This window comes from Vibrio sp. YYF0003, assembly GCF_036350715.1.
GTDB lineage: Bacteria > Pseudomonadota > Gammaproteobacteria > Enterobacterales > Vibrionaceae > Vibrio > Vibrio natriegens.
Window position 1 is genome coordinate 88,080 of the sequence record NZ_JAZDWA010000004.1, and the last position, 22,307, is coordinate 110,386.

The following is a 22,307-nucleotide window of genomic DNA, read 5'->3' on the forward strand; positions in this document are numbered from 1 at the left end:
CAAGCTTATAAAAGCGCTGGCCTCACATGCGCTAAACTTGTGAGGTAAAAAGCAAAGTAAATCAATGGCCTTGGTAGGTTTAAAGGAAGTGCGGCGGATATTTCAGAAATTTCGCATTGACGTTACTGACAAGGATCGCAATACTGCGCGACTGTTTTACTTTAGGGTGACATTATGGCTCCGCAAACTAATCGAAAAGATTTACACCTAGACGCTGTTTTACATCATGACATGAGCATGAAGCATAAAACGGCGGGCTTCGAGTCTGTCGAATTTGAGCACTGTGCGCTGCCAGAATGTGACTTTAACGCCATCGACCTGTCTACCGAGTTTTTAGGTCGAAGGCTGGCTCTGCCATTTTTAATCAGTTCGATGACAGGTGGAGCCAAAGACGCGGAAGCAATCAATTGCCGTTTGGCTGAAGCGGCAAGTGAATTAGGTATTGCGATGGGGGTCGGCTCTCAACGCATTAGTCTGGAACAGAGTCTGAACACAGGTTTAGGCCGAACGATTCGGGATCTGGCTAAAGGTGTGCCGTTGTATTCCAACTTAGGTGCGGCTCAACTGCGTGATAAAGAAAATTTGGACAATGCTCAACGAGCCGTAGACGCCATTCAAGCCGATGCTCTCATCGTACATGTGAACCCGATGCAAGAAGCTTTTCAGGCAAATGGCGACCACAACTGGATTGGTGTGATTCATGCGATTGAAAAACTGGAATCACGAGTGGACGTTCCGATCATCGTCAAGGAAGTCGGGTTTGGTATTAGCGGCTCTATGGCTGAAAAACTGATCGACGCAGGTGTTAAAGCCATTGACGTGGCGGGAGCTGGCGGCACTAGCTGGAGTGCGGTCGAAGGCTTTTGCCAGGATAATGCCCGTATGAAGCGTGCAGCGGAGCTGTTTCGTGACTGGGGAATACCAACGGCTACCTGTCTTGAACAAATTCGCGCTCAGTACCCTGCGTTACCTTTAATCGCATCTGGCGGTGTTCACAACGGGCTAGAAGCTGCCAAAGCAATCCACTTGGGCGCTAATTTGGTTGGCCAGGCGGGTGCTGTACTGAAAGCCGCGACAATAAGTACTCAAAACGTTGTCGAACATTTCGAACAAATGGCACTGGAATTACGTTTGGCGTGTTTCGGTACCGGATCGGCGAATCTATTTTCTTTGCCTACAGCGAAGCGTTTATAGTCGCAGGACGATGTGTGCGCTAGTCCAATGATTTTAGATAAATTGTCGACGTCTTAACACGTAGACTGATAATTTAGTTATAGTTTATACAAAAGTCGCTTCAAGATGTTGTGTTCGACAGTCATGTTTGATTGCCTCATCTGGGCGTTACTTGTCTAGAACATTCTTTGACACTGGAACCTAAATCTTATGAAAAAATTGGTAATGTTACTGTTGGCGTCTGCGGCTTTAACTGCTTGTAGCGACGAAGTTGGCACCGAGAGTTGGTGTAACGACATGCGAGACAAACCAAAAACTGAGTGGACAACAGAAAGTGCCATGGATTTTGCTAAGCATTGCGTCCTTCAAGATGGCGTGGGCAGTGAACAGTGGTGTAAGGACCTGAAAGAGAAGCCAAAAGGCGACTGGACTGCGAATGAAGCGTCTAGCTACACGAAACACTGTATTTTCTAATTGAGCTGAAACGCTCAATGTTTATCTCCCAAAGCCAAGCTCACTGCTTGGCTTTCTTATATCAGCAAGCTTTTATTACCTTTTCATTTCATTTTTGAAAACCTGCATTTCCCTTCTTTTATTTGTCTTATACCAATGGCATGTTTATCTCTAAATCAAGCTTATGTACTCACGACTAAGGAAGGGGCGTTCATGAAACTACTTAAAGGCTCATGCTTGTGTGGCAAAGTAAAATTAGAAGTGACGGATGAATTCAAATACATGGGAAATTGCCATTGCTCTGAATGCCGTAAGTTTACAGGCTCTGACTATTCTTCGGCTGGTGGCGTTGCGCTGGATAAGCTGCTGATAACGGAAGGTCAAGACTACATTCAAGCCTATAAAAAGAGTGAAAATACCGAGCTGTGCTTTTGCCGTCATTGCGGTTCGAGCTTGTATTCGAAAAAGAATAACGGGAACGTAAACATTCGTCTGGGCATTTTGGATGATGCGCCTTCACACAAGCCAAGCTTTCACATTTTTGTTGGCTCAAAAGCACCGTGGTTAGAGATAACCGACAATCTGACTCAGTTTGAGGCGGGACCAAAGTTTTAGGCCAAATCCTTCACTATCGTGAGGCGAATACCAACGCCTCGCGCATTAAACCTAAGTGTGCACGAGCACGCTTTCTACGCTCCCAAAGCTTCTATTTCGCTTGTCATGTTCATTCTCAAAATGAGAAAAAATAGAATTGTCAACATAACTATTTGTTAAGTAGTTGATTTTATTTAGGCACCATAATTGCTCTTTCTTGCATATGACCAACGTCCGGTTTAAGAAGGGGAACATTATGAGAACAGGGAAACTACTTGCGCTTTCTAGCTGCTGCTTATCACTTTCAGCGAATGCGCTCACGACCAGTGATTTTACTTTTGAATCTGGTAGTGACAGTTCAAATTATTCAGCAAAAGGTAAACCCGTTAATACCTATTCGGTTGCAGAATCTTTACCACAAGATGTGCTTAGCAACGTTTACTCTATGCTGCCAGAAGGCACACTCGTCAACAGTGCCTTTATTGCGCCAGAACGTTATTCCAGCATTGATATTGATGACGAACTGAATGGCGCGGAGTTCGCAACAGCAAAAGTCACCTTTTTGAATGAGGGAGCAGGGTATCGAAATACGCTCGGTTATTTCGTTTTTGATACGAACAATCCACCCGTCAATAAAGATGAAATCGAAGCGCACGTGATCATTTTTCCTAACACATCTAAAGCACCAGATGGGGAGATGCAAGAAGGCGACACGATCGATTTAAATGTGCAGCTCACCGCAGGTCAAACTCTCGCATTCTTTATTATTCCGAATGGCTGGGGGTGGTCTGGTTCGTATAACAATATCGCCAGCCTTGGCAGTTGGGGCACGCCGTTTTATAGCTTCTCGAGTCTGAACCCAGAGTCGACTTCAGAAAATCGTCGTCACAACGTGGCATTTATCGACACGCAAAATGAGTTTCTCGTGCTGGGTTTTGAAGATATTTTTCGTCCAGATGGCGACAACGACTTCAACGATTTACTGTTTACTGTCGAAGTCAGCCCATTCACTGCCATTGATGGCGTCAACACCGATGGCTCCACCGATTCGAAGTACGAGCCACTAGTACAGGAAAACAACCCAGAAGTCACGGTGACCTCGGTGTATCCAAGCTCAGACACGTACGCGACGATGGCGTTTGAAGATCGCTGGCCACTGATGGGCGATTACGATTTCAATGATGTGGTGTGGCGTTATCGTGTCACCGAGTTGCTAAATGGTCAGCGTGAAATCAAAAACATCACTTTTGATTTCACACTGCAGGCGATGGGAGCAGGGTTCTCTAATGGTTTTGCTATTCATCTGCCAAATGTAGACCCAAGCAATCTTGCGTCGACAGAACTGACACGAAATGGCGAACTCGTTAATCATCAAGTGGTGCAATCCGGTGGTGAGGCGGTGCTTGTGGTCTCGGAAAATTTGCGCAAAGACTTAGAAATATTGGGTGAGTTAGACAGCAGCTGCACTTTCTATCGCACTCAAAACGCGTGTATTGACCAACAAACATCTGATGTTCTTAATTATCAACTCACGGTTCAGCTATCGAACCCCGTGTCACGTGAGCAGGTAGGGTATCCGCCGTATGATTCTTTCATCTTTGCTTCTAAAGATTTGTACCATGGCGATTTTACTGCAACCCCTCCAGGTATGAGTTGGCAAACACACTTCAAATCCTTCGCGGGAACGAGTGAGATGAATAATACCTTCTTCAATCAGCACGACGATAATTCCGGTGGCTCTGAATCATTTTTGACGGACAACAATATGCCATGGGCAATCAACATTCGTGATGAGTGGGATCATCCGGTCGAAAACGTCGACATCAGTAAAGCGTATAAAGCTTTTCCAACTTGGGTAACCAGCAGTGGCGAGTCAGATACTAAGTGGTATCAAGCCTCAACTGCTAACAAAGTAATTCCTGCGACTCAGCAGTAAGGAGCCTGACATGAAACATTCAACAAAATTACTTATCACTTCGTTGATTTCGGCGCTAACCGTGGCTTGTGGAGGCGGCGGTGGAGGTGGTGGTTCAAGCACTCCTCCTACGCCAGCAGTAGCAGAGGTGAGCGACAACACGGCGGATATCGTGGCGGAACGAGATTTCTCATTCGATATCGGTGAAAAAATTACTCTCTCTGTTAACTATACTGGCTCGACTGAGGGAGCTTTGCACCTGTACTCAAAAGCGGCGTATACCACAGAAAATGGCACAGTGATTGCCGATCCAACATCGCGTGTGACGACTGTTTATCCAACGGAGACGGAAGACGTAGAGCTAGAAGTGAACGGAAACTGGACGCACCTTTACGCTCAATGGGTACCGATGAGTGCCAAGGAGTCTGAGCAAAATTGGTCTATTGCGCTAAACAACACCAATAACAACTATCACCTTGATTTTTAGTGTGTGATTTTACGAAGAATAGGGGGCGCTCGCTTAAAAGGACTTAAGCGTTTTTTATCAAACTAGGGGAACCAACAGAGCGCGTTGTGATAAATCGGCAACGCGCTCTGCTTTTTTATCGACAAGAGCAAATCAAGGCGCTATTTAGCGCTTTGTAACTCTTCCAGGCCACCTGCGTTATGCAGATTCGTGAAACCTTGGGATTGGAGATACTGATAGGCTTGCGCTGAACGGTTGCCGCTGCGGCAGTACAGAACGATCAATTGATCTTTCTTAACGTCTTTAAAATGCTTATCCAGTTCAGACAAAGGGAAGTTCACCGCTTTGTCTAAATGCCCCTCAGAGAATTCTTGCGGAGTGCGCACATCGACGATCATTGCGCCTTGCTCTATCAGTTGCCAACCTTGCTCTGCGCGCTCAGAAGCCGCGACGTTCGGAGCAAGCAAACCTAAGCTCAGCGTTGCAAGAACCAGAGAAATTACCTTTTTCATACTTTCGTTATCCTTATCAAACCAAGTGTGCCACTGCGTACTATGCCCACCATCATAGATCCAATAAGAGTGATGGTGAATGAGAATTTCCAATAAAGGGCGTTGTTCAAACCAATAAAAAATTTTTATGAATTTGCCCCTTGAACTCCAATTTTTCGACCTTATTATTTTCAGCGTAAGCGAGCATACGACTCGCAACTTCATCTTTATGTTCAATTTTTGTCTTTTATTTTTTGTATTGAGTAGGAGGCACTCCAAATGAAAATTCGTCCTTTAAATGACAAGCTGCTTGTTGAAAGACAAGAAGTGGAAAATACATCAGAAGGGGGAATCGTTCTAACTTCTCAATCGGTTAAAAAGTCCAACCGAGGTAAGGTCATTGCAGTTGGTTTAGGTAAGCGTCTGGAAAATGGCGATCGCGCAGCGATGGAAGTCAAAGTGGGCGACCAGATCATTTTCAATGACGGTTACGGTGTGAAAACCGAAAAAATTGACGGCGCAGAATATTTGATTCTGTCCGAGTCTGATGTGTTAGCAATCGTTGAGTAATTGTTTTTGTAGTAGTTTTTAAGGAGATAACCATGGCTGCAAAAGATGTGTTATTTGCTAATGACGCGCGTCAAAAAATGCTGAAAGGTGTGAACTTACTTGCCGATGCAGTAAAAGTGACACTTGGTCCAAAAGGTCGCAATGTTGTTTTAGATAAATCTTACGGTGCGCCAACCATCACGAAAGATGGGGTGTCTGTTGCGAAAGAGATCGAGCTGAAAGACAAATTCGAAAATATGGGCGCACAAATGGTGAAGCAAGTTGCGTCCAAAGCGAATGATGAAGCGGGTGACGGCACAACAACCGCAACGGTGTTGGCACAATCTTTCATCAACGAAGGTCTTAAAGCGGTGGCTTCGGGCATGAACCCAATGGACCTAAAACGCGGTATCGACAAAGCCACCGAAGCGGCGGTTGAGAAACTACGTGAAATGTCCAAACCATGCAGCGATAAAGAATCCATTACTCAAGTTGGTAGCATTTCTGCAAACAGCGATCGTGCGATCGGTGAAATCATTGCAGAAGCGATGGAAAAAGTAGGTCGCAATGGTGTGATTACCGTTGAAGAAGGTCAAGGCCTGGACAACGAATTATCTGTGGTTGAAGGTATGCAATTCGACCGCGGTTACTTGTCGCCATACTTCATCACTAACCAAGAAAATGGCAGTGTAGAGCTAGATAATCCATACATTCTTTTGGTGGACAAAAAAGTCAGCAGTATCCGTGAGCTATTGCCAGTGCTGGAAGCGGTGGCAAAATCTTCTCGCTCACTACTGATTATTGCTGAAGACATCGAAGGCGAAGCGCTGGCGACACTGGTCGTGAATAACATGCGTGGTATCGTACGCGCAGCGGCGGTAAAAGCACCTGGGTTTGGTGACAACCGCAAAGCGATGATGGAAGACATTGCGGTACTAACTGCGGGTACCGTTATTTCTGAACAAATCGGTCTAGAGCTAGAAAAGGCAACGTTAGAGCAACTGGGTAGTGCGAAGAAAGTTACTATCAACAAAGATACAACCACAATCGTAGGTGGCATTGCCAAAGCTGAAGCGATTGCTGATCGCGTGGCGTCGATTGAAAAACAAATGGAAATCACGACATCTCAATATGACAAAGACAAGCTACAGCAACGTATTGCGAAGCTTTCTGGTGGCGTAGCCGTGATCAAAATCGGTGCGGCAACCGAAGTTGAGATGAAAGAGAAGAAAGATCGCGTGGACGATGCGCTACATGCAACTCGTGCCGCGGTTGAAGAAGGTATTGTTGCTGGTGGTGGTGTGGCCCTAACTAAGATCGCGAAAGAATTGGCGGATCTAAAAGGTGAAAACGATGATCAAAACGTTGGTATCCGTGTTGCACTCCGTGCAATGGAAGAACCTCTTCGCCAAATCGCAGCCAACGCAGGTGATGAAGCATCCGTAGTTGCGAACGCCGTAAAAGCGGGTGATGCAGATTACGGTTACAACGCAGCTACGGGTGAATACGGCAACATGATCGAAATGGGCATCCTCGACCCAGCGAAAGTAACACGTTCTGCGCTTCAATTCGCAGCGTCTGTTGCTGGTTTGATGATCACCACAGAAGCGATGATCACTAACCACGTAGATGACAAAGAGCTTGATATCTAACGAAGTGAATCGTTAGTGATTAAGTCATTGTTATACAGCCATAACATTGCAAAGTTAAAGCGGGCTCAGATGAGTCCGCTTTTTTCTAATTATTTCAATCCAAGCATAGCGCCGAACAGGATCAAGCCCGCTCCACATGCTTGATTGAGTCGATGTTTCACCTTGAGCAGTAGCGTTTGTAGATATGGCGAGGTGAACAGTACCGCTACCATCGAGAACCAAATACCGTGCAACGCAATCATGTACGCCCCATAGATCAGAGCGCTGTTTTGGTTGTCCGCTTCAGGGTTGATTACTTGACTAAAGATACTTAAGAAAAACAACATCGTTTTTGGGTTTAGGACGTTACACAGAAAGCCCTGAAAAAAGAACCGCCAATCAGGAGCACACTCGTGTGCGGCTTGCCCTTCAGCTTGCAGCGATGGTGAAGCAAAAAGGCCTTTTAATCCGAGGTACACCAAATAGGCCGCACCTAAGTAACGAATCATACTAAACAGCCATTCATTTTGTGAAATTAAGTAACTGATCCCGAATAAAGAGTAGGAGATATGTATTGAGATAGCGAGGCTAATTCCGACTGCGCTCCAAATGCCCGCGCGTCTGCCTTGGTTAATGCTATTTTTTAATACCAACACAAAATCGGCTCCAGGGCTAATAACGATAAGTATGCCTAGTAACGCAAGGCTGAACAACTCCATGATGACTCCTGTTTATTTGTTGTTATGGACACACGAATTGTAGGCTGACAACTCGAAGACTATAATCGAAACAAATTCCAAAACCTGTGAGAATAATTCACACATGAGGCACCTAAAATCCTTTCAAGTTTTTCACGTTGCGGCGTCTTCATCCAGTTTTACAGAAGCGGCAGATAAGCTGAGCATTACTCATGGTGCAGTGAGTAAGCAGATAAAAGTGCTAGAGAGCTATCTCGAACAGCCTCTGTTTTACAAGCAAGGTCGAAATGTCTTTCTCACGAAAGAAGGGGAAATATTGAAAGGTTATACGCAGCAAGCTTTTCAGGCTTTGGAAGACGGCGTGAGCAAATTACAGCAACAAAAGCATCAATGCTTAGAGGTGTCGTGTGAACCAACCTTGACCATGCGTTGGTTGATGCCGCGGCTGTCTGATTTTAATGAGGGATGCGGAGCTGACGTTCGTTTGTCCACGGCTGGGGGGCCAGTAGCACTAGGTTCAACTGGGCTCTCTATGGCGATTCGTCGAGACGATTTTGAGCCACTGCACGAATACCCAAAAACGCTATTAGTTGAAGAGTGGGTGGGTCCTGTTTTCTCTCCAAATTATTGGCAGCAAGTTAAACAAGACGTGTGCAAAGTTAAGTTATTACACAGCAAAACCAGGCCGGACGCTTGGCAAGAATGGATGGCAAGCGCTGAGCATCCAGAAATGCGTGAGAATACGCAGCAGACTTTTAACCATTTCTACTTTTGTATTCAAGCCGCGATAGATGGTTTAGGTGCTGCGTTAGGATCTTACCCTTTGGTGATGGATGATCTTGAGCGTGGTAATCTCATTGCACCTTTTGGCTTCACGTTATCAGGCTATGATTATGTTTTACTTCATCAAGATAAGGCTCTAACTCAATTAGAACGGAAGTTTGTGGATTGGTTGCAGGAACAAATAGCAGAATGCGTACCATCGTAATAAGAAATCAAGGAGCTAGCTGGTGAGATGCTCTCGCGTTGATTAAAGTTGATTGATAAGTCAGTGTTACTGAATTTGGATCTAGGAAATGGAAAACCTGAATATTGTAGAAATAAAGTCGTTTATACCAGCCAAGGATTATGAGCTTTCAAAGCAGTTTTATCAGGAAGCTGGTTTTGAGATGGCGTCCGATTTTGGTGACGTGGCGTACTTCTTCCGAGGGAAGCATGCTTTCCTTTTACAAAACTTTTATGAGCCGGAACATTGTCATAACTTCATGATGCATTTGCTGGTGGAGGACGTCCAAAGCTGGCACCAGCATCTGTCACAATTGAATCATGATAAGTTTGGTTCCCGTCTTACTGATTTGGTCGATCAGCCCTGGGGGATGCGTGAATGCTGTCTGTTTGACCCAAGTGGCGCGTTGTGGCGTATCGCTCAGAATGTCTAAGCCTTACAAGCGTGTATAGTTTGAAAGCACTTGAGAGGAAGTGATTACTTACTTCTGAAAAATCTCATTTCATCAGATGCATTGCCTTGTTTCCGAGGGCATTTCACCAAACAGTTGTTTGTAACTTTGGCCGAACTGTCCGAGATGGAAAAAGCCAAAGTCAAAGGCTATCTCTGCGATGTTACGAGTTTCTTGAGGATTTTGCAGTATACGGCGTATCTGATTCAGTCGCATTCGATGAATAAATTGTTTCGGAGAAGTATCGCAGCACGCTTCAAATGTATATTGCAACGTTCGACGGCTCACATGTACAGCCTCACACAGTTCACTTACGGTAATTGGGGTTCTGTAATCCTGATTTTCCAAATATTGTCGAATGCGGTTCATCACAACTTGTCGCTGAGAGGATGCTTTTGGCGAGGCTTCTTGCTGCGAACTTAACGAAAATAGTTCCATCAGGACATCTTTAACGACCGTTTGATGCGTTTCGCACGACCATCTAGCCTGGTTGGGATCAAGTAATATGCCCAAGTAATATTTGAGTTGTTGAATGTGACGCTCGCTTAAGCCAGACAAGTAGAGCTCTTGCCCTTTAACATCGTCAAGCTCGAGTTGCTCTTTAAGCTGCTGAACAAAACCTTGCTTTAGCACCATGCCATAAATCGAAAAGGCTTCTGGCGTAATTAACTCGAAGTCTACTCCCCCTTGGCGAAGTAAAAGCTTGTCAGCATCAAGTTGTGAATGGTTGATATGCAACGCTTTATCTTCAACGCTTATCCCCAGCCAAACCCCACCTTCCTCGACACGGCATTGCTGTCTGAGTGCACGGTTACTGTCTTCACGAAATACATGCACAGTGTTGAATCGTCGCTCTCTGATTTGCCCTAGAAAGCGCCCATTGCTGATTTGGTCATATTCCTGCTGCCAATTGACAAGGCTTGCTGCTTGTTGGTTTGCATCTTTTGTGGGATTTGTGCACAAAGTTGGTGCGGCAGAGATCTGTTCATCATTCATCATATTTACTTCCGATGCCTGTGTAGTGAATCAAAGTAGGGCAAAACATAGTTAACGTACTGTTTAAAAACCCTTTTTTAACATTGCCGATTTTTGATAATCATCGGGAATGCATTTCGCTTTAATCCCTGTAGAAACTTATAGAACTATCAGCAGAAAAATTGCAAAAACTGAACCATGTAGTTGAAGGGGAAGAATCATGACCGCAACTTATCGTCGGCAACAGGGAAGTAAGGTGTATACCTTTGAGTCATTAGCAGACTTGATGGCGAAAGCTACGCCGGAGCGATCTGGCGATGCGCTGGCCGGAGTATGTGCCGAGTCAGCCGCAGAGCGCGTCGTGGCGCAAATGACGTTATCTGAGCTGCCTCTAAAAACCTTTCTAAACGAAGTCGTGATCCCGTATGAAAGCGATGAAATCACGCGCTTAATTATTGATACTCATGACCGTGAAGCCTTTCAACCGATCGAACACCTGACGGTAGGAGACTTTCGCAACTGGTTGTTGAGCGAACAAGCGGACAGTGTCACGTTAGCCAAAATTCGTCCCGGTCTAACGCCTGAAATGGTGGCGGCGGTCAGCAAGATCATGCGCAATCAAGACCTGATTCTGGTCGCGAAAAAGTGCCAGGTAGTGACGGCTTTCCGTAATACGATTGGTTTACCAAGCCGCTTATCCACCCGTTTGCAGCCTAATCATCCGACCGACTCTCTTAATGGCATAGCCGCGACGATCTTTGATGGCCTGATGTACGGCAACGGTGATGCGGTAATTGGCATCAACCCGGCAACTGACAACGTACCTCAGGCAGTGAAATTGATGAAGTTGATGGACGAAGTTATTCAGCACTATCAAATTCCTACCCAATCTTGTGTTCTGACCCATGTGACCAACACCATCGAGGCTATCGAGATGGGTGCACCTGTCGATCTGGTTTTCCAGTCAATCGGTGGCACACAAGGCACCAACGACACGTTTGGCATCAACCTAGCTGTATTAAAAGAAGCGCACGAAGCAGCGCTTTCACTTAACCGAGGAACGGTTGGTAACAACGTGATGTATTTCGAGACCGGACAGGGCACGGCTTTGTCTGCAAATGCTTTTCACGGTGTCGATCAGCAAACCTGTGAAACTCGTGCGTATGCCGTAGCAAGGCAGTTTGATCCTTTGTTGGTAAACACTGTGGTTGGTTTTATCGGGCCTGAATACTTGTTTGACGGCAAACAGATCATTCGTGCCGGTCTGGAAGATCACTTCTGTGGCAAGCTTCTTGGGCTGCCGATGGGCTGCGATATCTGCTACACCAATCATGCTTACGCTGATCAAAATGACATGGACAACCTTCTTACGCTATTGGGCGTTGCTGAGTGTTCTTTCATCATGGGCATTCCGGGTTCTGATGACATCATGCTCAACTATCAAACCACTTCATTCCACGACGCGTTATACGCGAGAAAAGTGCTGGGATTAAAGCCTGCGCCTGAGTTCGAACAGTGGCTTACCGACATGCAAATTTTCGAAGACGTACACGAGGTTCGTTTAAACGACCGCATTTCTAATTCGTTTGCCGGCGCAATTTCACAGCTGAATAAGGGGCGTGCTCATGGGTAAAGTGGTTTCAATCTCAGACGGCGCAACAGCAAAAGTCGTGACACGTAATCCTTGGGATAAATTACGTGAGTTTACTTCTGCGCGTATCGCTCTGGGTCGCAGTGGCAACAGTGTTCCAACAGATGAATTGCTCTCTTTTCAGCTCGATCACGCCCAGGCGATGGACGCAGTGCATTGTACTCTGAATGTAGACTCTCTGGTCGCCCAGCTGTCCGACTCGTACTCGATTCTCAAACAAACACTTGAGCCACCTGTCGTGGTGACAAGCAAAGTCACCGATCGATTCATGTATTTGCAGCGACCAGATCTAGGCCGCCAGCTTGATGAAGCGTCCTGGAACACGCTTGAAGCCATTGGCAAGGAACACAATACCGAGCTCGATTTAGCGATCGTTATCGCCGATGGTCTTTCTTCTGTCGCGATCCAGAATCATGCCTTACCCGTTATCAGCCGCTTAGTTTCACTAATGAGTGGTGATGAAGAACACCAATGGAATTTAGCGCCTATCGCTATTGTGAAGCAGGGGCGAGTCGCGGTCGGTGATGATGTCGGCGAGTGCTTTAATGCCAAGGCCGTGTTGGTTCTTATCGGCGAAAGACCAGGACTGACATCGCCAGACAGTATGGGCATGTACCTGACTTGGGGAGCGAAACGCGGCTCGAAGGATTCCGACCGAAACTGTATTTCTAACGTGCGACCGCAAGGGCTCAATTATGACGATGCCTGTCAGCGCGCATTCTATTTGCTTAAAGAGGCTCGAAGACTCCAACTCTCAGGCGTGAACTTAAAGGACCGTTCTGCCATTGACGAAGAGAGTGGTGGCGATCTCGAAGATAAGCACAACAACAATTTCTTAATTTCTAAAATGTAGAGGGATTTACTATGTCTAATCATCAGGAATATCTGGCTAAAAGACAGTTAAAAAGAGGGACCGCAGGCTGGATTCTGCTTGCGGGGCTGGGCGTATCGTATGTTATCTCCGGGGACTTTGCCGGATGGAACTTTGGTATCGCTCAGGCAGGCTGGGGTGGATTCCTTATCGCAGCGATTGCGATGGCGGTGATGTACCTAACGTTGGTTTTATCATTGGCGGAAATGTCGGCGGCGATTCCGGCTGCTGGTGGCGGCTATAGCTTTGCGCGTCAGGCAATGGGACCGACGGGCGGCTTTTTTACCGGTTTATCTGTACTTATTGAATATGCGCTTGCGCCTGCTGCGATTGTGATATTCATTGGTTCAGCGGTGAATGAATTGATTGGTATTGATGGCCCTGTTGTCTACGCACTTTTTTATGCCGTCTTTATCGGAATTCACATGGCTGGTGTGGGTGAAGCGCTAAAGGTCATGATGGTTATTAGTGGATTAGCGGTGTTGGCCATTTTGGCGACCGCAGGTGTGCTGATAGGCGACTTCGACATCAATAACCTGTTTGATATTGCTCCAGCAACTGCTCAGGCAACAGAAGCGTTACCATTTGGATGGTATGGTGTTTGGGCTGCACTGCCGTTTGCGATGTGGTTATTCCTAGCGGTTGAAGGGGTTCCTTTAGCGGCAGAAGAAGCGAAAAACCCGGCGAAAGACGTGCCAAAAGGCATTATTGGTGCAATGTTATTCCTTCTACTAACTGCGACTCTTGTGGTTGTGCTATTAGCTGGTGCAGTAGGTTCACAAGTTATTGGTGATAGTGCGGTACCATTGGTTGATGCACTGAAGCTGACAGGTAACCCGACTATTGCTACTGTCGTTAACGTACTTGGTCTGGCTGGTTTGATTGCGTCGTTCTTCTCAATCATTTACGGCTACAGCCGTTTGGTATTCGCGCTTTCTCGTGCTGGTTACCTGCCACAAAGCTTGTCACTAACAAGTGATAAGAAAGTGCCGACTCGTGCACTATTTGTTCCGGGTGTATTTGGCTTCTTAGTCTCGCTGACAGGTGAAGGTGATTTGATTCTGGCGATGGCGGTTGTTGGCGCAACCGTATCGTACGCTTTGATGTCACTAAGCCACATCTTGCTACGCATCAAGCAACCTGAGCTACATCGCCCATACAAAACACCAGGTGGTATTGTTACTTCAAGTATCTCGTTGGTGCTTTCTTTAATCGCGATGACTGGTGTTTATGCATTTGATCCTTCAGCGTTCTTTATGACCATGGGACTGTTCGTTATCGGTGGAGCGTATTACGGACTCCACAGCCGCAACAAACTGGTTGCGACTTCAGCAGAAGAAGAGTTTGCAATGTTGTCAGTTGCGGAACAGGAATTGGAAGCAGAAGGTGCTCGTTAAGTTCTTCTTAGTAGATACGATTGTAAATAACTAAAAGGGAGCCTTGTGCTCCCTTTGTTGTTTTTAAATCCGTCTGAAAAATATTCAGCGAATACTGGCTGTTAGCGGTTCTTATACTTGTGTAATAAGTCCAGAGGAATATGGCAGTAATCATCCGGGAAGCGAGTTAGCCTGTCTTGGTGTTCGTCATCACTTGGCACGTAGTTGGTTAACTCACGTACTTCGACCACGATCTTAGCGGCATCTTCTCTATTTGCGATGTAGCTTCTTACTCTGTCGAGGTGTTGCGGGCTTTGGCTATACACACCCGTTCGGTATTTTTCACCGACGTCCTCACCTTGTTTATTGACGCTGTAAGGGTCGATGATTTCGAAGAAGTAACCCATCAAATCTTCGATAGATACTTGCGAAGGGTCGAATTGAGTGCGTACACATTCCGCATAACCGTCGTAATCCGTGGCAGTGGAATTTGTCGTGCCGTTCGCGCGACCCGCTTCGGTTGCAATCACGCCGGGAAGGTGGCGCATAAACTCTTGTACGCCCCACAGGCAGCCGCCCGCAAAGTAAATCTCTTGCATAAATCTGTTCACTTAAAAGTTTGGCGCATTATGTCGTGGCATCACAGTCAAGTGCAAGGCGCGACTTGCTAATCAGACCACAAGAGCATGTTTCTGGCGGTCGAATTAGTGACTTTCTGACCAAACAGCAAACTCATTGCCACTTGGTTCAGTAAAGTGGAATCGACAACCGCCGGGAAACTCAAAGATTGGGCGCAAAATATGCCCACCATGTTGTTCCACCTTGGACAAGGTCGCCTGAATGTCCGAACTATAAAAGACCAACAGTGCTGCGCCATTTGAGGTGTGACTGATAAGCTCAGACTTGAAGAATCCGCCGTCTAGTCCTTGTCCAGAAAATGCGCTGTAATCCGGACCATAATCGACAAATGACCAGCCAAAAACTTGCTCAAAGAACTGCTTTGTCGCACTCAAATCTGTACTGCCAAATTCTACGTAGTTTAATTTTTCGTGTTGGTGCATGGTGATTTCCTTATCGTGATGACTTAATGCAAACTGCTCGACAATGATGTCATCAGCACAGTCAACAAATAACGCGCCGTTTTGCTTCATTTCAGCAATCACATCATCAAGGGTATCTGGCAATACTGCGCGTGTCGAAGCAAGATTCACAACGACTTTAAACCCGAGAGCTAATGCCTGCATCACCGATTTTTTTACGCAGAAATCGAGCGCTAAGCCACCGACAACAAGCGTATCGATGTCGTTACATTTCAGGAACTCATTCGCACCAGTCGTTTTAGTATCAGCAACGTCATGAAAGAAAACGCCGTATGGATGCGCGTCTGGATCCATGCCTTTGTTGACCTGAAAATCATACTCCAGAACAGGCGGCAATCCGTCTAAAAGTTCAACACCGGTCGTGCCGAGTACGCAGTGACGATTCCATTTCACGTCGACGTTTGGCAAACCAACAGGCTCTAACATATTGGCTGGCGTTTCTGCGTCCCAAGCGGCTTTAGGCGGGTGTAAGTCGCGACTCACCAGTTTTAAACGACCTTTTGCGTGGTTTTTAAGTAGTTCCGGTACTATTTCAAGGGCGCCTGCTACGGGTAGTTCGTCAGGGCAAAGCTCACTGAACCCTTTCTCAGGATCCACGTCGAATACCGCAGTGGTTTGATAGTTAACTCGAACAGTCATGGCAGACTCCTTGTCTGTCTGGTTGCCTGCGCTTATCCACGCAAACAGTTTTGGAAAAAAGTGACTTCGTCGCTAGTGAGTGTGTACACCATGGCTGGTTTACCACCTTTACCTTTGTTGGTGGAAGCGACTTTGTTGGTTGGTTTCAGTACGCCTGAGTCGATCAAACGGCGTTTGATGGTCATGCGGCTGATGTCGATCCCAAACTCCTGATAAGCAGAAATGATGTCGGCAACCAAAAACTCTTTGTCTAACGCGAACAGAAGTACGGACGTGTATTCGATAGAAGCGCGCAACTTTTGCCAGGCTTTTTCGATGGTATTTTGATGGTCAAAAGCCAGAGTTTCCTCACCATCTAAGATGGCCTGCAGCGGGAACCACTTTAGGTGACATTCTGGAACGCCAGCGTTGTTGATTTGCTCAACATTATTTCGATCCACTAAAGCATAGTGGGTGATGTTTAAACTCCAGTCGTCTGGATCTCGCTTCGGATCACCATCAATAAACGCTTCACTGAAATGACGAGGGTAAGTATGGATTTTTTCTCGGCAAATACGGCGACGTGCCGCTTCGAAATTTTCATCCGCTGGGCGTCCGCCTTCATGGGTCAAATCTTTATCAAAGACAAATCCACCCGGCAATGCCCATACGCCATGGTATGGTCGGTTCGGATTTGAACGTTTAATCAGCAACACTTCCAATCCTTTATTGGCACAGCCAGAAAGTCTGAATGGAATGATGTCGACAGTTACGATCATGGTTGGGTCCTAATAATAAGTTGTAAGTAATCTAGCGCATAATAAGTGTTCGTTCAATGGGTAAGTAACGATTTGTTCGTAACCATTTTTGCTTTGTTGAGGGCTAAGTTTGGGTATGAGATTAACGATATTTTTGAGTTATTCACAACGGGTATCCGTTTTTTAAAGATAAAAACCTTATTAAAAAGAGTGGTTAGTAACAAAAGTTGACAAACTAATGATGGGTGTTTATTGTTTACGCAAATTAGTTAGTAACAAAAAGTTATATACTCAGGGAAGGGTATGTGGAAGGGCACCGAATGACAACCAATCTATTTTCTTCTCGCATCATCCAAAGTGCTTTGGACTTTGATGTCTACAAAGTGAACATGATGAGCGCTGTTGCCGCTCTGTATCCTGATGCGATGGTGTCATACAAATTTATCGTTCGTAGTGAAGAAGATCTGTCTGATTTATTGCCCGAGGTAGAAGCAGAAATCCTTAAGCTTCAAGACCTTCGTTTTACAGACGATGAAATCAAGTACATGAAAAGTGTCGCTCCGTATCTCAATCCCGAGTTTGTCGATGCATTACGCCACTTCCGCTTTAATCCACAAAATGATGTGTCGCTGCACAATAAAACGATGCCAGATGGTTCCAGCCAATTACGCATCACGATCACTGGGTTGTGGAAAGAGACCATTTTGTACGAAACCATCATCATGAGTATCGTTTCTGAAGTTCGCAGTCGTCTGCGTTGGTCTGATATTCCGTTACAGCAGTTCCAGACGGTATTGCAAGATAAAGTTAGTTACCTTAAGTCGGAGCTGAAGCGTCGTAATATCTCGAATTTCAAATTTTCCGATATGTCGACTCGACGTCGTTTCTCCTTCCAGGCACAGCGAATCATGCTTGAGTATTTGTGTCAGGAGTTACCCGATTGTCTCACGGGGACCAGCAACTACCATTTAGCGCGTGAAATGGATCTCACCCCGATTGGCACTGTGGCTCATGAGTGGTTCATGGGGCATCAGGCGTTAGTGAATGTCCGTGACTCGCAGAAAATAGCGTTGCAACGCTGGCAGGAGATGTTTAATGGTGCGTTAGGCATTGCACTGACGGATACGATCGGTATTGATGCTTTCCTTAAAGACTTTGATGAAGAGCTCAGTAATGCCTACTTTGGTGTGCGTCATGACAGTGGTTGCCCATTCGCTTGGGGCGAAAAAATGATTCAGCATTATGAATCGTTGAATATCGACCCGATGACCAAGACCTTGGTGTTTACCGATGGATTGAACTTTGAACAAGCGTTAGACATTTGTGAGCACTTTCAGGGTCGAGTTCAGGTTAGTTTCGGTATTGGTACTTTCCTCGCAAACGACATGGGCGATTATATTAATGATAAAGGAACGGCTTATAAGCCTTTATCCATGGTAATTAAAATGGTCTCCTGCAACGATTCGCCTGTCGCGAAAATTAGTGACGAACCAGAGAAAGCGATGTGTGAAGACATTTTCTTTTTGATGAATCTAAAGCGCCGCTTTGAACAGCCTTTAGATTTAGATGAGTGCCGTGATCTCATTGATCGCCTAGAGAATGAAGGGCAAAACTATTTGATTGATGCTTAATCTCCATTCTATATCTCTCTTGATAATCACCCTCTATCGTGTCGACAAAAATTAGTTAGGCTAACGTAGAGGGTGATTTCGTTATAGTATCTTTACCCAACGTTACCCACAGCGAGTTCGCTTAACTGTGTGTCTAACTGCTTCTTGATGACTTTGGGCTTCAACGTAATAGCTTGAATCAGGAGTAAAAAATGAATTTAGTTGTACATTTGCAGAAGAAAGCAATAAGAAAATACGGCTATGAAATGGCAACTCGTCAGGCTTGGAAATGTGGGATCAAAGCCAACTTGGTGAGACGGGTAATCGGCTTGTTCAAAGGGCAAATTGTGTGCGTAGTTGAAGGTTGCCGTGCAGAGCTGTCTTCGCCTATCAATAACCCGCTCCATGATGATGATAAACAAGGCCGCTACATTTTTGTTGGTGGTTTGTGTTGGGAACCAAACAACATTATTGCCCCGGGATTTCCCGATTTTATGTTTATGCACGTGCGTAGTATGAGTCACCGACATAAATACTTATCAGACGATGAACTGTTCCTCAGTTTAGCCTGAACCTCAGTATCAATCAGTTTCGCTTAATGAGATTGCATCAGTGATAGGTGTCGTTGATGCAATGTCAGCTCAATTGACATGCCGTTAGTTATTTCTTAACGCCATTTTTAAAAAACGCTGTTTTTTAACGTTCTAATGACAGGGCGCTCATGTTCGCTTGATGTGTATTTGTGCTTCCGACTTACTATACCGGACATAGAATAAACTATGCTGGGATGTAAACCATGAATACTAAATCTATTGCAATTGCGGCCGTGGTTGTTGCTGTATTAGCAGGCTGTAAGGAGAAAACGCCGCCAGCTCCGACTCAAGCTAACATCACTTTGATTGAAGCAGTGACAGAAACAGTCAAGAACCCTCATCAAGTGTGTAAAGATGTGGTGGTAACACAGCAAGTTGCACCGACAGATGACAATAAAATTCTTGGTACTGTTGGTGGCGCTGCGGCAGGTGCTGCGCTTGGCAACCAGATTGGTGGTGGTTCTGGTAAGATCATTGCTACGGCAGCAGGGACAATTGCTGGTGCATTAACAGGTCGTAAGATCCAAGAAAATGTGCAAAAGGGCGATGTGGTAACGACGACGAAGCAGCAATGTCACACTGAATATACCACGTCAGAAAAAGTGGTTGGTTATGATGTCACCTATGAAGTCGCAGGTGCACCAACAACGGTTCGTCTAGCAAGTAAGCCAGCGACGAAAAGTTTCCCAATCCAAGACGGTAATGTCGTTCTGCCACAGTAATTGGGCGATAGGCTACACATAAATAAAAACCCCTTTGTCTTTTGGACAACGGGGTTTTTGTCTATCTGGTATCAGGTAACCTGCGGCTGTTGCTCCTGATTGACTTGAATTTGAGCTTGTTGTTTTCGAATACGACGTTCGCGCTTCGACAGCCAAATCAACGGTACTATTATCATGACCGTGCCAATAGCCATGAATATGTCCGGCAATTCATCAAACCAAATAAAGCCAATAACGGCTGCGCCAATCAAGCCACTGTATTCCGCACTGGCAATCTTATTGCTTTCTACTGAACGGTACGCGAGTACACATGTCGCTGCGTATATCATGATAAATAAGCTGGAACCTGCGGCGACTGGGAAAGCACTCCAATCCCAAGGTTTCCCTTCAATAAAAACAAGCAACAGTGCAACAGGGATACCCGCTAAATTCGTCATAAGCAAAGTGTGCATCACGGACTGTTCTCTAGGTATTTTTCGAATCAATAAGTTATTGACCGCAATACTCATCGCTACAACAAATGCTGAAATCGCCGCCCAATCGATTTGATCCGGGCGAATGATGACTAACACGCCTAAAAAGCCCATGATGGCAGCAGCGACAGATTGTTTCGAAAGCTGCTCTTTGAAAAACAGTGCTGCAATAGGCAACATCATTAATGGAGCGGCATAGAAAATCGCGTTTGCAGTCGCCAGCGGCAAAGATGAAATTGCAAAGACCATGAATATCGCGCCCAGTAACCATACATGTGCACGAATGGCATGCCATTTAAACCCTTCCATAAAATGAGTTGGTCGACTCAGTAAACAAAAAGGCAGCAGAAACAGTACAGCGGAAACTTGTCGGAATAGCACAAACTGAAAAACGGGCACATCATTACCGACACTTTTAATCAAAGCGTCTGAAATTACCGCAATAAGGTTTCCAACAATTAATAGCAGCATTGCTGCTCCGACAGATGTAACTTTCACTTTTTTATCTCCTCATTCTTTGCGCAAGAGTAGGTGATGTCATAGGATGAAGTGAAGTGATATTTATTAGTTTAAGTATGAGATTTTTAGATAATGAAATTACCCCCGCTTAGAGCGGTTCACTGCTTCGAATCTGTGGCGCGAAATTTAAGCTTTTCGCTTGCTGCTGAAGAGCTCAATGTGACGCAAAGTGCTGTGAGTCACCAGATCCGTTTACTCGAGGATTACCTCGGTGAGTCGTTGTTCATTCGCCAAGGCAGAAAGCTCTCTTTGTCTGATACTGGCACGCAATATCTGGAAGACATCAGCCCTGCAATTACTGCCATCGCGATGGCGAGCCAGAAGGTTCGTGAAGGTGAGAAGGGCAGCATTCGTTTGGCGATTTATAGCTCGCTAGCGGTAAAATGGCTGATTCCACGTTTGTCTGATTTTAAACGCTTGCATCCCGAGATTGAACTTACGCTTAACATGATGGCGGGAGACCCAGAGCAAACCGAGAGTGTTGGAGATTGTTTCATCACGGTGCAAAAACCAAAGCGAAATTATGTCTCTGTTCACTTATATAAGGACATTTTATATCCGGTTTGTAGCCATAAATTATGGAAAGAGATGCAAGAAATGCCGATGCCGGAAGCGTTTTGGCAGTATCCACTTCTCTCCACCGACTCTGTCTATCGCGAGCGTGGAAAGGATTGGTCTGAGTGGTGTAAGGCGGGCGGATTTACTTTGCCAGGTAATGTCGATATGCAGCATTTTAGCCATATGCTATTAGCGATAGAGGCTGCGCGTTATGACCAAGGTATCGCATTTGCAAACGACTTTATGCTTAACGAACGAGATATCGCACATGACTTGGTTTATATCCCATCTCACGGTTTAGATACTGGCGATAGCTTTTACTTTGTTCATAAGAAAAGCCGCGCTAAGCAAGCCGAGATCATAAAGTTAACCAACTGGTTGAAGCAGCAGTGCATGTAGATACAGAGAGACTTTTTAGACCAAATACCAATAGCGGGATCGCAGGGTACTTTTCACTTGAGCTGACATGAAAAAACCGAGCAGGAGTCTGCTCGGTTTGGGTACTTTTTCACAACATAATAGCGCTTATTGCTGTTTGATTAGGTTGTAATTATTAGCAAGTTCGCCTGTTACTTTTTCACCGTTCATGTCTAGCTTCATTAATACGTTCTCGCCGACAAAGTACTGGTTCGGTGCGTCTTCGTTGGTTAACGTTACCGTGCTGCCACTTTCATCCCAGCTGAATTGACCTTCTGACTTGAATTGGCCATCTTCTTTGCCTTGGTAGCTTTGCTCAAGCAGGTAAGTACCGTCTTGATTTAGAGTGATAGTGATATCAATACCAGAGCAGTCTGCACATGGAAGTGTACCTTGGTAAGTGCCATTCCAATCAAGAGCGTTGCTTGCATTGTGTTGAGTGTCGACAAATGTTTCTGCTGAAATGCCTTGTTCTTCTACTGCTTGCTCTTCTGGCGCTGGCATTGCGTCAGTTGCTTCAGCGACTTGCACTTCTTCTACTTGAGGCGTTTCTACCGCAGTCATTTCTGCTGGTTTTTCGTCTTGACAGCCCGCAAGAATAATAACCGCACTCGTTACTGCCAACATTGTCTTTTTCAT

The 22,307-nt window shown here is 45.6% G+C and carries 24 protein-coding genes and 1 pseudogene; 16 read left to right on the forward strand and 9 right to left on the reverse strand.

All coding sequences use genetic code 11. The features are described 5' to 3' along the window. Positions 1-174 precede the first annotated feature (174 nt). From fni to V1U08_RS13205, 5 genes are all read left to right on the forward strand, one after another. The gene (fni, locus tag V1U08_RS13185; RefSeq protein WP_330470766.1) at positions 175-1,194 is read left to right on the forward strand and encodes a type 2 isopentenyl-diphosphate Delta-isomerase; all 1,020 of its coding nucleotides are present in this window, start codon (positions 175-177) and stop codon (positions 1,192-1,194) included. Between the two features lie 189 nt (positions 1,195-1,383). Then, positions 1,384-1,647, forward strand: a complete 264-nt coding sequence (locus V1U08_RS13190) for a DUF3012 domain-containing protein (protein WP_014233597.1) — start codon at positions 1,384-1,386, stop codon at positions 1,645-1,647. Positions 1,648-1,839: 192 nt separating this feature from the next. Then, positions 1,840-2,241 (forward strand): GFA family protein, encoded by a 402-nt coding sequence (locus tag V1U08_RS13195; protein WP_330470767.1) that lies wholly within the window; start codon positions 1,840-1,842, stop codon positions 2,239-2,241. Between the two features lie 235 nt (positions 2,242-2,476). Then, a complete protein-coding gene (locus tag V1U08_RS13200; RefSeq protein WP_330470768.1) occupies positions 2,477-4,156 on the forward strand; it encodes an LruC domain-containing protein in 1,680 nt (559 codons plus the stop codon). Between the two features lie 10 nt (positions 4,157-4,166). Then, entirely contained in the window at positions 4,167-4,622 is a 456-nt protein-coding gene (locus tag V1U08_RS13205) for a hypothetical protein (RefSeq protein WP_118120714.1), read from the forward strand. A gap of 140 nt (positions 4,623-4,762) precedes the next feature. Here V1U08_RS13205 and V1U08_RS13210 read toward each other — a convergent pair whose 3' ends face one another. Then, positions 4,763-5,113, reverse strand: a complete 351-nt coding sequence (locus tag V1U08_RS13210) for a rhodanese-like domain-containing protein (RefSeq protein WP_330470769.1) — start codon at positions 5,111-5,113, stop codon at positions 4,763-4,765. Positions 5,114-5,371: 258 nt separating this feature from the next. Between V1U08_RS13210 and V1U08_RS13215 the strand changes: the two genes are divergently transcribed. Then, positions 5,372-5,662 (forward strand): co-chaperone GroES, encoded by a 291-nt coding sequence (locus tag V1U08_RS13215; RefSeq protein WP_014233602.1) that lies wholly within the window; start codon positions 5,372-5,374, stop codon positions 5,660-5,662. 32 nt (positions 5,663-5,694) lie between these two features. Then, positions 5,695-7,293 (forward strand): chaperonin GroEL, encoded by a 1,599-nt coding sequence (gene groL / locus V1U08_RS13220; RefSeq protein WP_330470770.1) that lies wholly within the window; start codon positions 5,695-5,697, stop codon positions 7,291-7,293. A gap of 89 nt (positions 7,294-7,382) precedes the next feature. Here groL and V1U08_RS13225 read toward each other — a convergent pair whose 3' ends face one another. After that, on the reverse strand, positions 7,383-7,991 hold the full coding sequence (locus tag V1U08_RS13225) for a LysE family translocator (RefSeq protein ID WP_330470771.1): 609 nt from the start codon (positions 7,989-7,991) through the stop codon (positions 7,383-7,385). 103 nt (positions 7,992-8,094) lie between these two features. Here V1U08_RS13225 and V1U08_RS13230 point away from each other — a divergent pair, with 103 nt between their 5' ends. Both V1U08_RS13230 and V1U08_RS13235 read left to right on the forward strand, forming a co-directional pair. Beyond that, positions 8,095-8,958 (forward strand): LysR family transcriptional regulator, encoded by an 864-nt coding sequence (locus V1U08_RS13230; RefSeq protein WP_330470772.1) that lies wholly within the window; start codon positions 8,095-8,097, stop codon positions 8,956-8,958. A gap of 88 nt (positions 8,959-9,046) precedes the next feature. Beyond that, on the forward strand, positions 9,047-9,409 hold the full coding sequence (locus V1U08_RS13235; RefSeq protein ID WP_330470773.1) for a VOC family protein: 363 nt from the start codon (positions 9,047-9,049) through the stop codon (positions 9,407-9,409). Between the two features lie 72 nt (positions 9,410-9,481). Here the strand turns inward: V1U08_RS13235 and V1U08_RS13240 are convergent, their stop codons facing one another. After that, complete coding sequence (locus tag V1U08_RS13240; RefSeq protein ID WP_330470774.1) at positions 9,482-10,426, reverse strand: helix-turn-helix domain-containing protein; 945 nt, start codon at positions 10,424-10,426, stop codon at positions 9,482-9,484. 196 nt (positions 10,427-10,622) lie between these two features. On the opposite strand from V1U08_RS13240, the gene V1U08_RS13245 reads away from it, so the two are divergent. Genes V1U08_RS13245 through eat form a run of 3 tightly spaced genes read left to right on the forward strand, consistent with a single transcriptional unit; the run spans position 10,623 to position 14,321 of the window. Next, positions 10,623-12,035, forward strand: coding sequence for an ethanolamine ammonia-lyase subunit EutB (locus V1U08_RS13245; RefSeq protein WP_014233608.1), 1,413 nt, complete (start codon positions 10,623-10,625; stop codon positions 12,033-12,035). Then, entirely contained in the window at positions 12,028-12,906 is an 879-nt protein-coding gene (gene eutC / locus V1U08_RS13250; RefSeq protein WP_020334398.1) for an ethanolamine ammonia-lyase subunit EutC, read from the forward strand. Before V1U08_RS13245 ends, eutC begins: the two co-directional genes overlap by 8 nt. 11 nt (positions 12,907-12,917) lie before the next feature. Continuing rightward, complete coding sequence (eat, locus tag V1U08_RS13255) at positions 12,918-14,321, forward strand: ethanolamine permease (RefSeq protein WP_330470775.1); 1,404 nt, start codon at positions 12,918-12,920, stop codon at positions 14,319-14,321. A 101-nt stretch (positions 14,322-14,422) separates the two neighbouring features. On the opposite strand, the gene V1U08_RS13260 is transcribed toward eat, so the two are convergent. The 4 genes and pseudogenes from V1U08_RS13260 to V1U08_RS13275 form a co-directional block, all read right to left on the reverse strand. Continuing rightward, entirely contained in the window at positions 14,423-14,899 is a 477-nt protein-coding gene (locus V1U08_RS13260; protein WP_118120708.1) for a peptide-methionine (S)-S-oxide reductase, read from the reverse strand. A 105-nt stretch (positions 14,900-15,004) separates the two neighbouring features. Continuing rightward, a complete protein-coding gene (locus V1U08_RS13265) occupies positions 15,005-15,361 on the reverse strand; it encodes a VOC family protein (RefSeq protein WP_330470915.1) in 357 nt (118 codons plus the stop codon). 27 nt (positions 15,362-15,388) lie between these two features. Beyond that, positions 15,389-16,039 (reverse strand): annotated as a pseudogene (locus tag V1U08_RS13270) (nicotinamidase); the annotation flags it as partial. 32 nt (positions 16,040-16,071) lie between these two features. Then, a complete protein-coding gene (locus V1U08_RS13275; protein WP_014233614.1) occupies positions 16,072-16,797 on the reverse strand; it encodes an NUDIX domain-containing protein in 726 nt (241 codons plus the stop codon). Between the two features lie 299 nt (positions 16,798-17,096). On the opposite strand from V1U08_RS13275, the gene pncB reads away from it, so the two are divergent. From pncB to V1U08_RS13290, 3 genes are all read left to right on the forward strand, one after another. Beyond that, positions 17,097-18,407 (forward strand): nicotinate phosphoribosyltransferase, encoded by a 1,311-nt coding sequence (gene pncB, locus V1U08_RS13280; RefSeq protein WP_330470776.1) that lies wholly within the window; start codon positions 17,097-17,099, stop codon positions 18,405-18,407. 191 nt (positions 18,408-18,598) lie between these two features. Continuing rightward, on the forward strand, positions 18,599-18,958 hold the full coding sequence (locus V1U08_RS13285; RefSeq protein WP_330470777.1) for an acyl-CoA synthetase: 360 nt from the start codon (positions 18,599-18,601) through the stop codon (positions 18,956-18,958). 224 nt (positions 18,959-19,182) lie between these two features. After that, a complete protein-coding gene (locus tag V1U08_RS13290) occupies positions 19,183-19,701 on the forward strand; it encodes a glycine zipper 2TM domain-containing protein (protein ID WP_014233617.1) in 519 nt (172 codons plus the stop codon). 71 nt (positions 19,702-19,772) lie between these two features. Here V1U08_RS13290 and V1U08_RS13295 read toward each other — a convergent pair whose 3' ends face one another. Next, positions 19,773-20,672 (reverse strand): DMT family transporter, encoded by a 900-nt coding sequence (locus V1U08_RS13295; protein ID WP_239948179.1) that lies wholly within the window; start codon positions 20,670-20,672, stop codon positions 19,773-19,775. Positions 20,673-20,765: 93 nt separating this feature from the next. Between V1U08_RS13295 and V1U08_RS13300 the strand changes: the two genes are divergently transcribed. Continuing rightward, complete coding sequence (locus V1U08_RS13300; RefSeq protein WP_020334405.1) at positions 20,766-21,650, forward strand: LysR family transcriptional regulator; 885 nt, start codon at positions 20,766-20,768, stop codon at positions 21,648-21,650. A 126-nt stretch (positions 21,651-21,776) separates the two neighbouring features. Here the strand turns inward: V1U08_RS13300 and V1U08_RS13305 are convergent, their stop codons facing one another. Then, complete coding sequence (locus V1U08_RS13305; RefSeq protein ID WP_014233620.1) at positions 21,777-22,307, reverse strand: copper resistance protein NlpE; 531 nt, start codon at positions 22,305-22,307, stop codon at positions 21,777-21,779.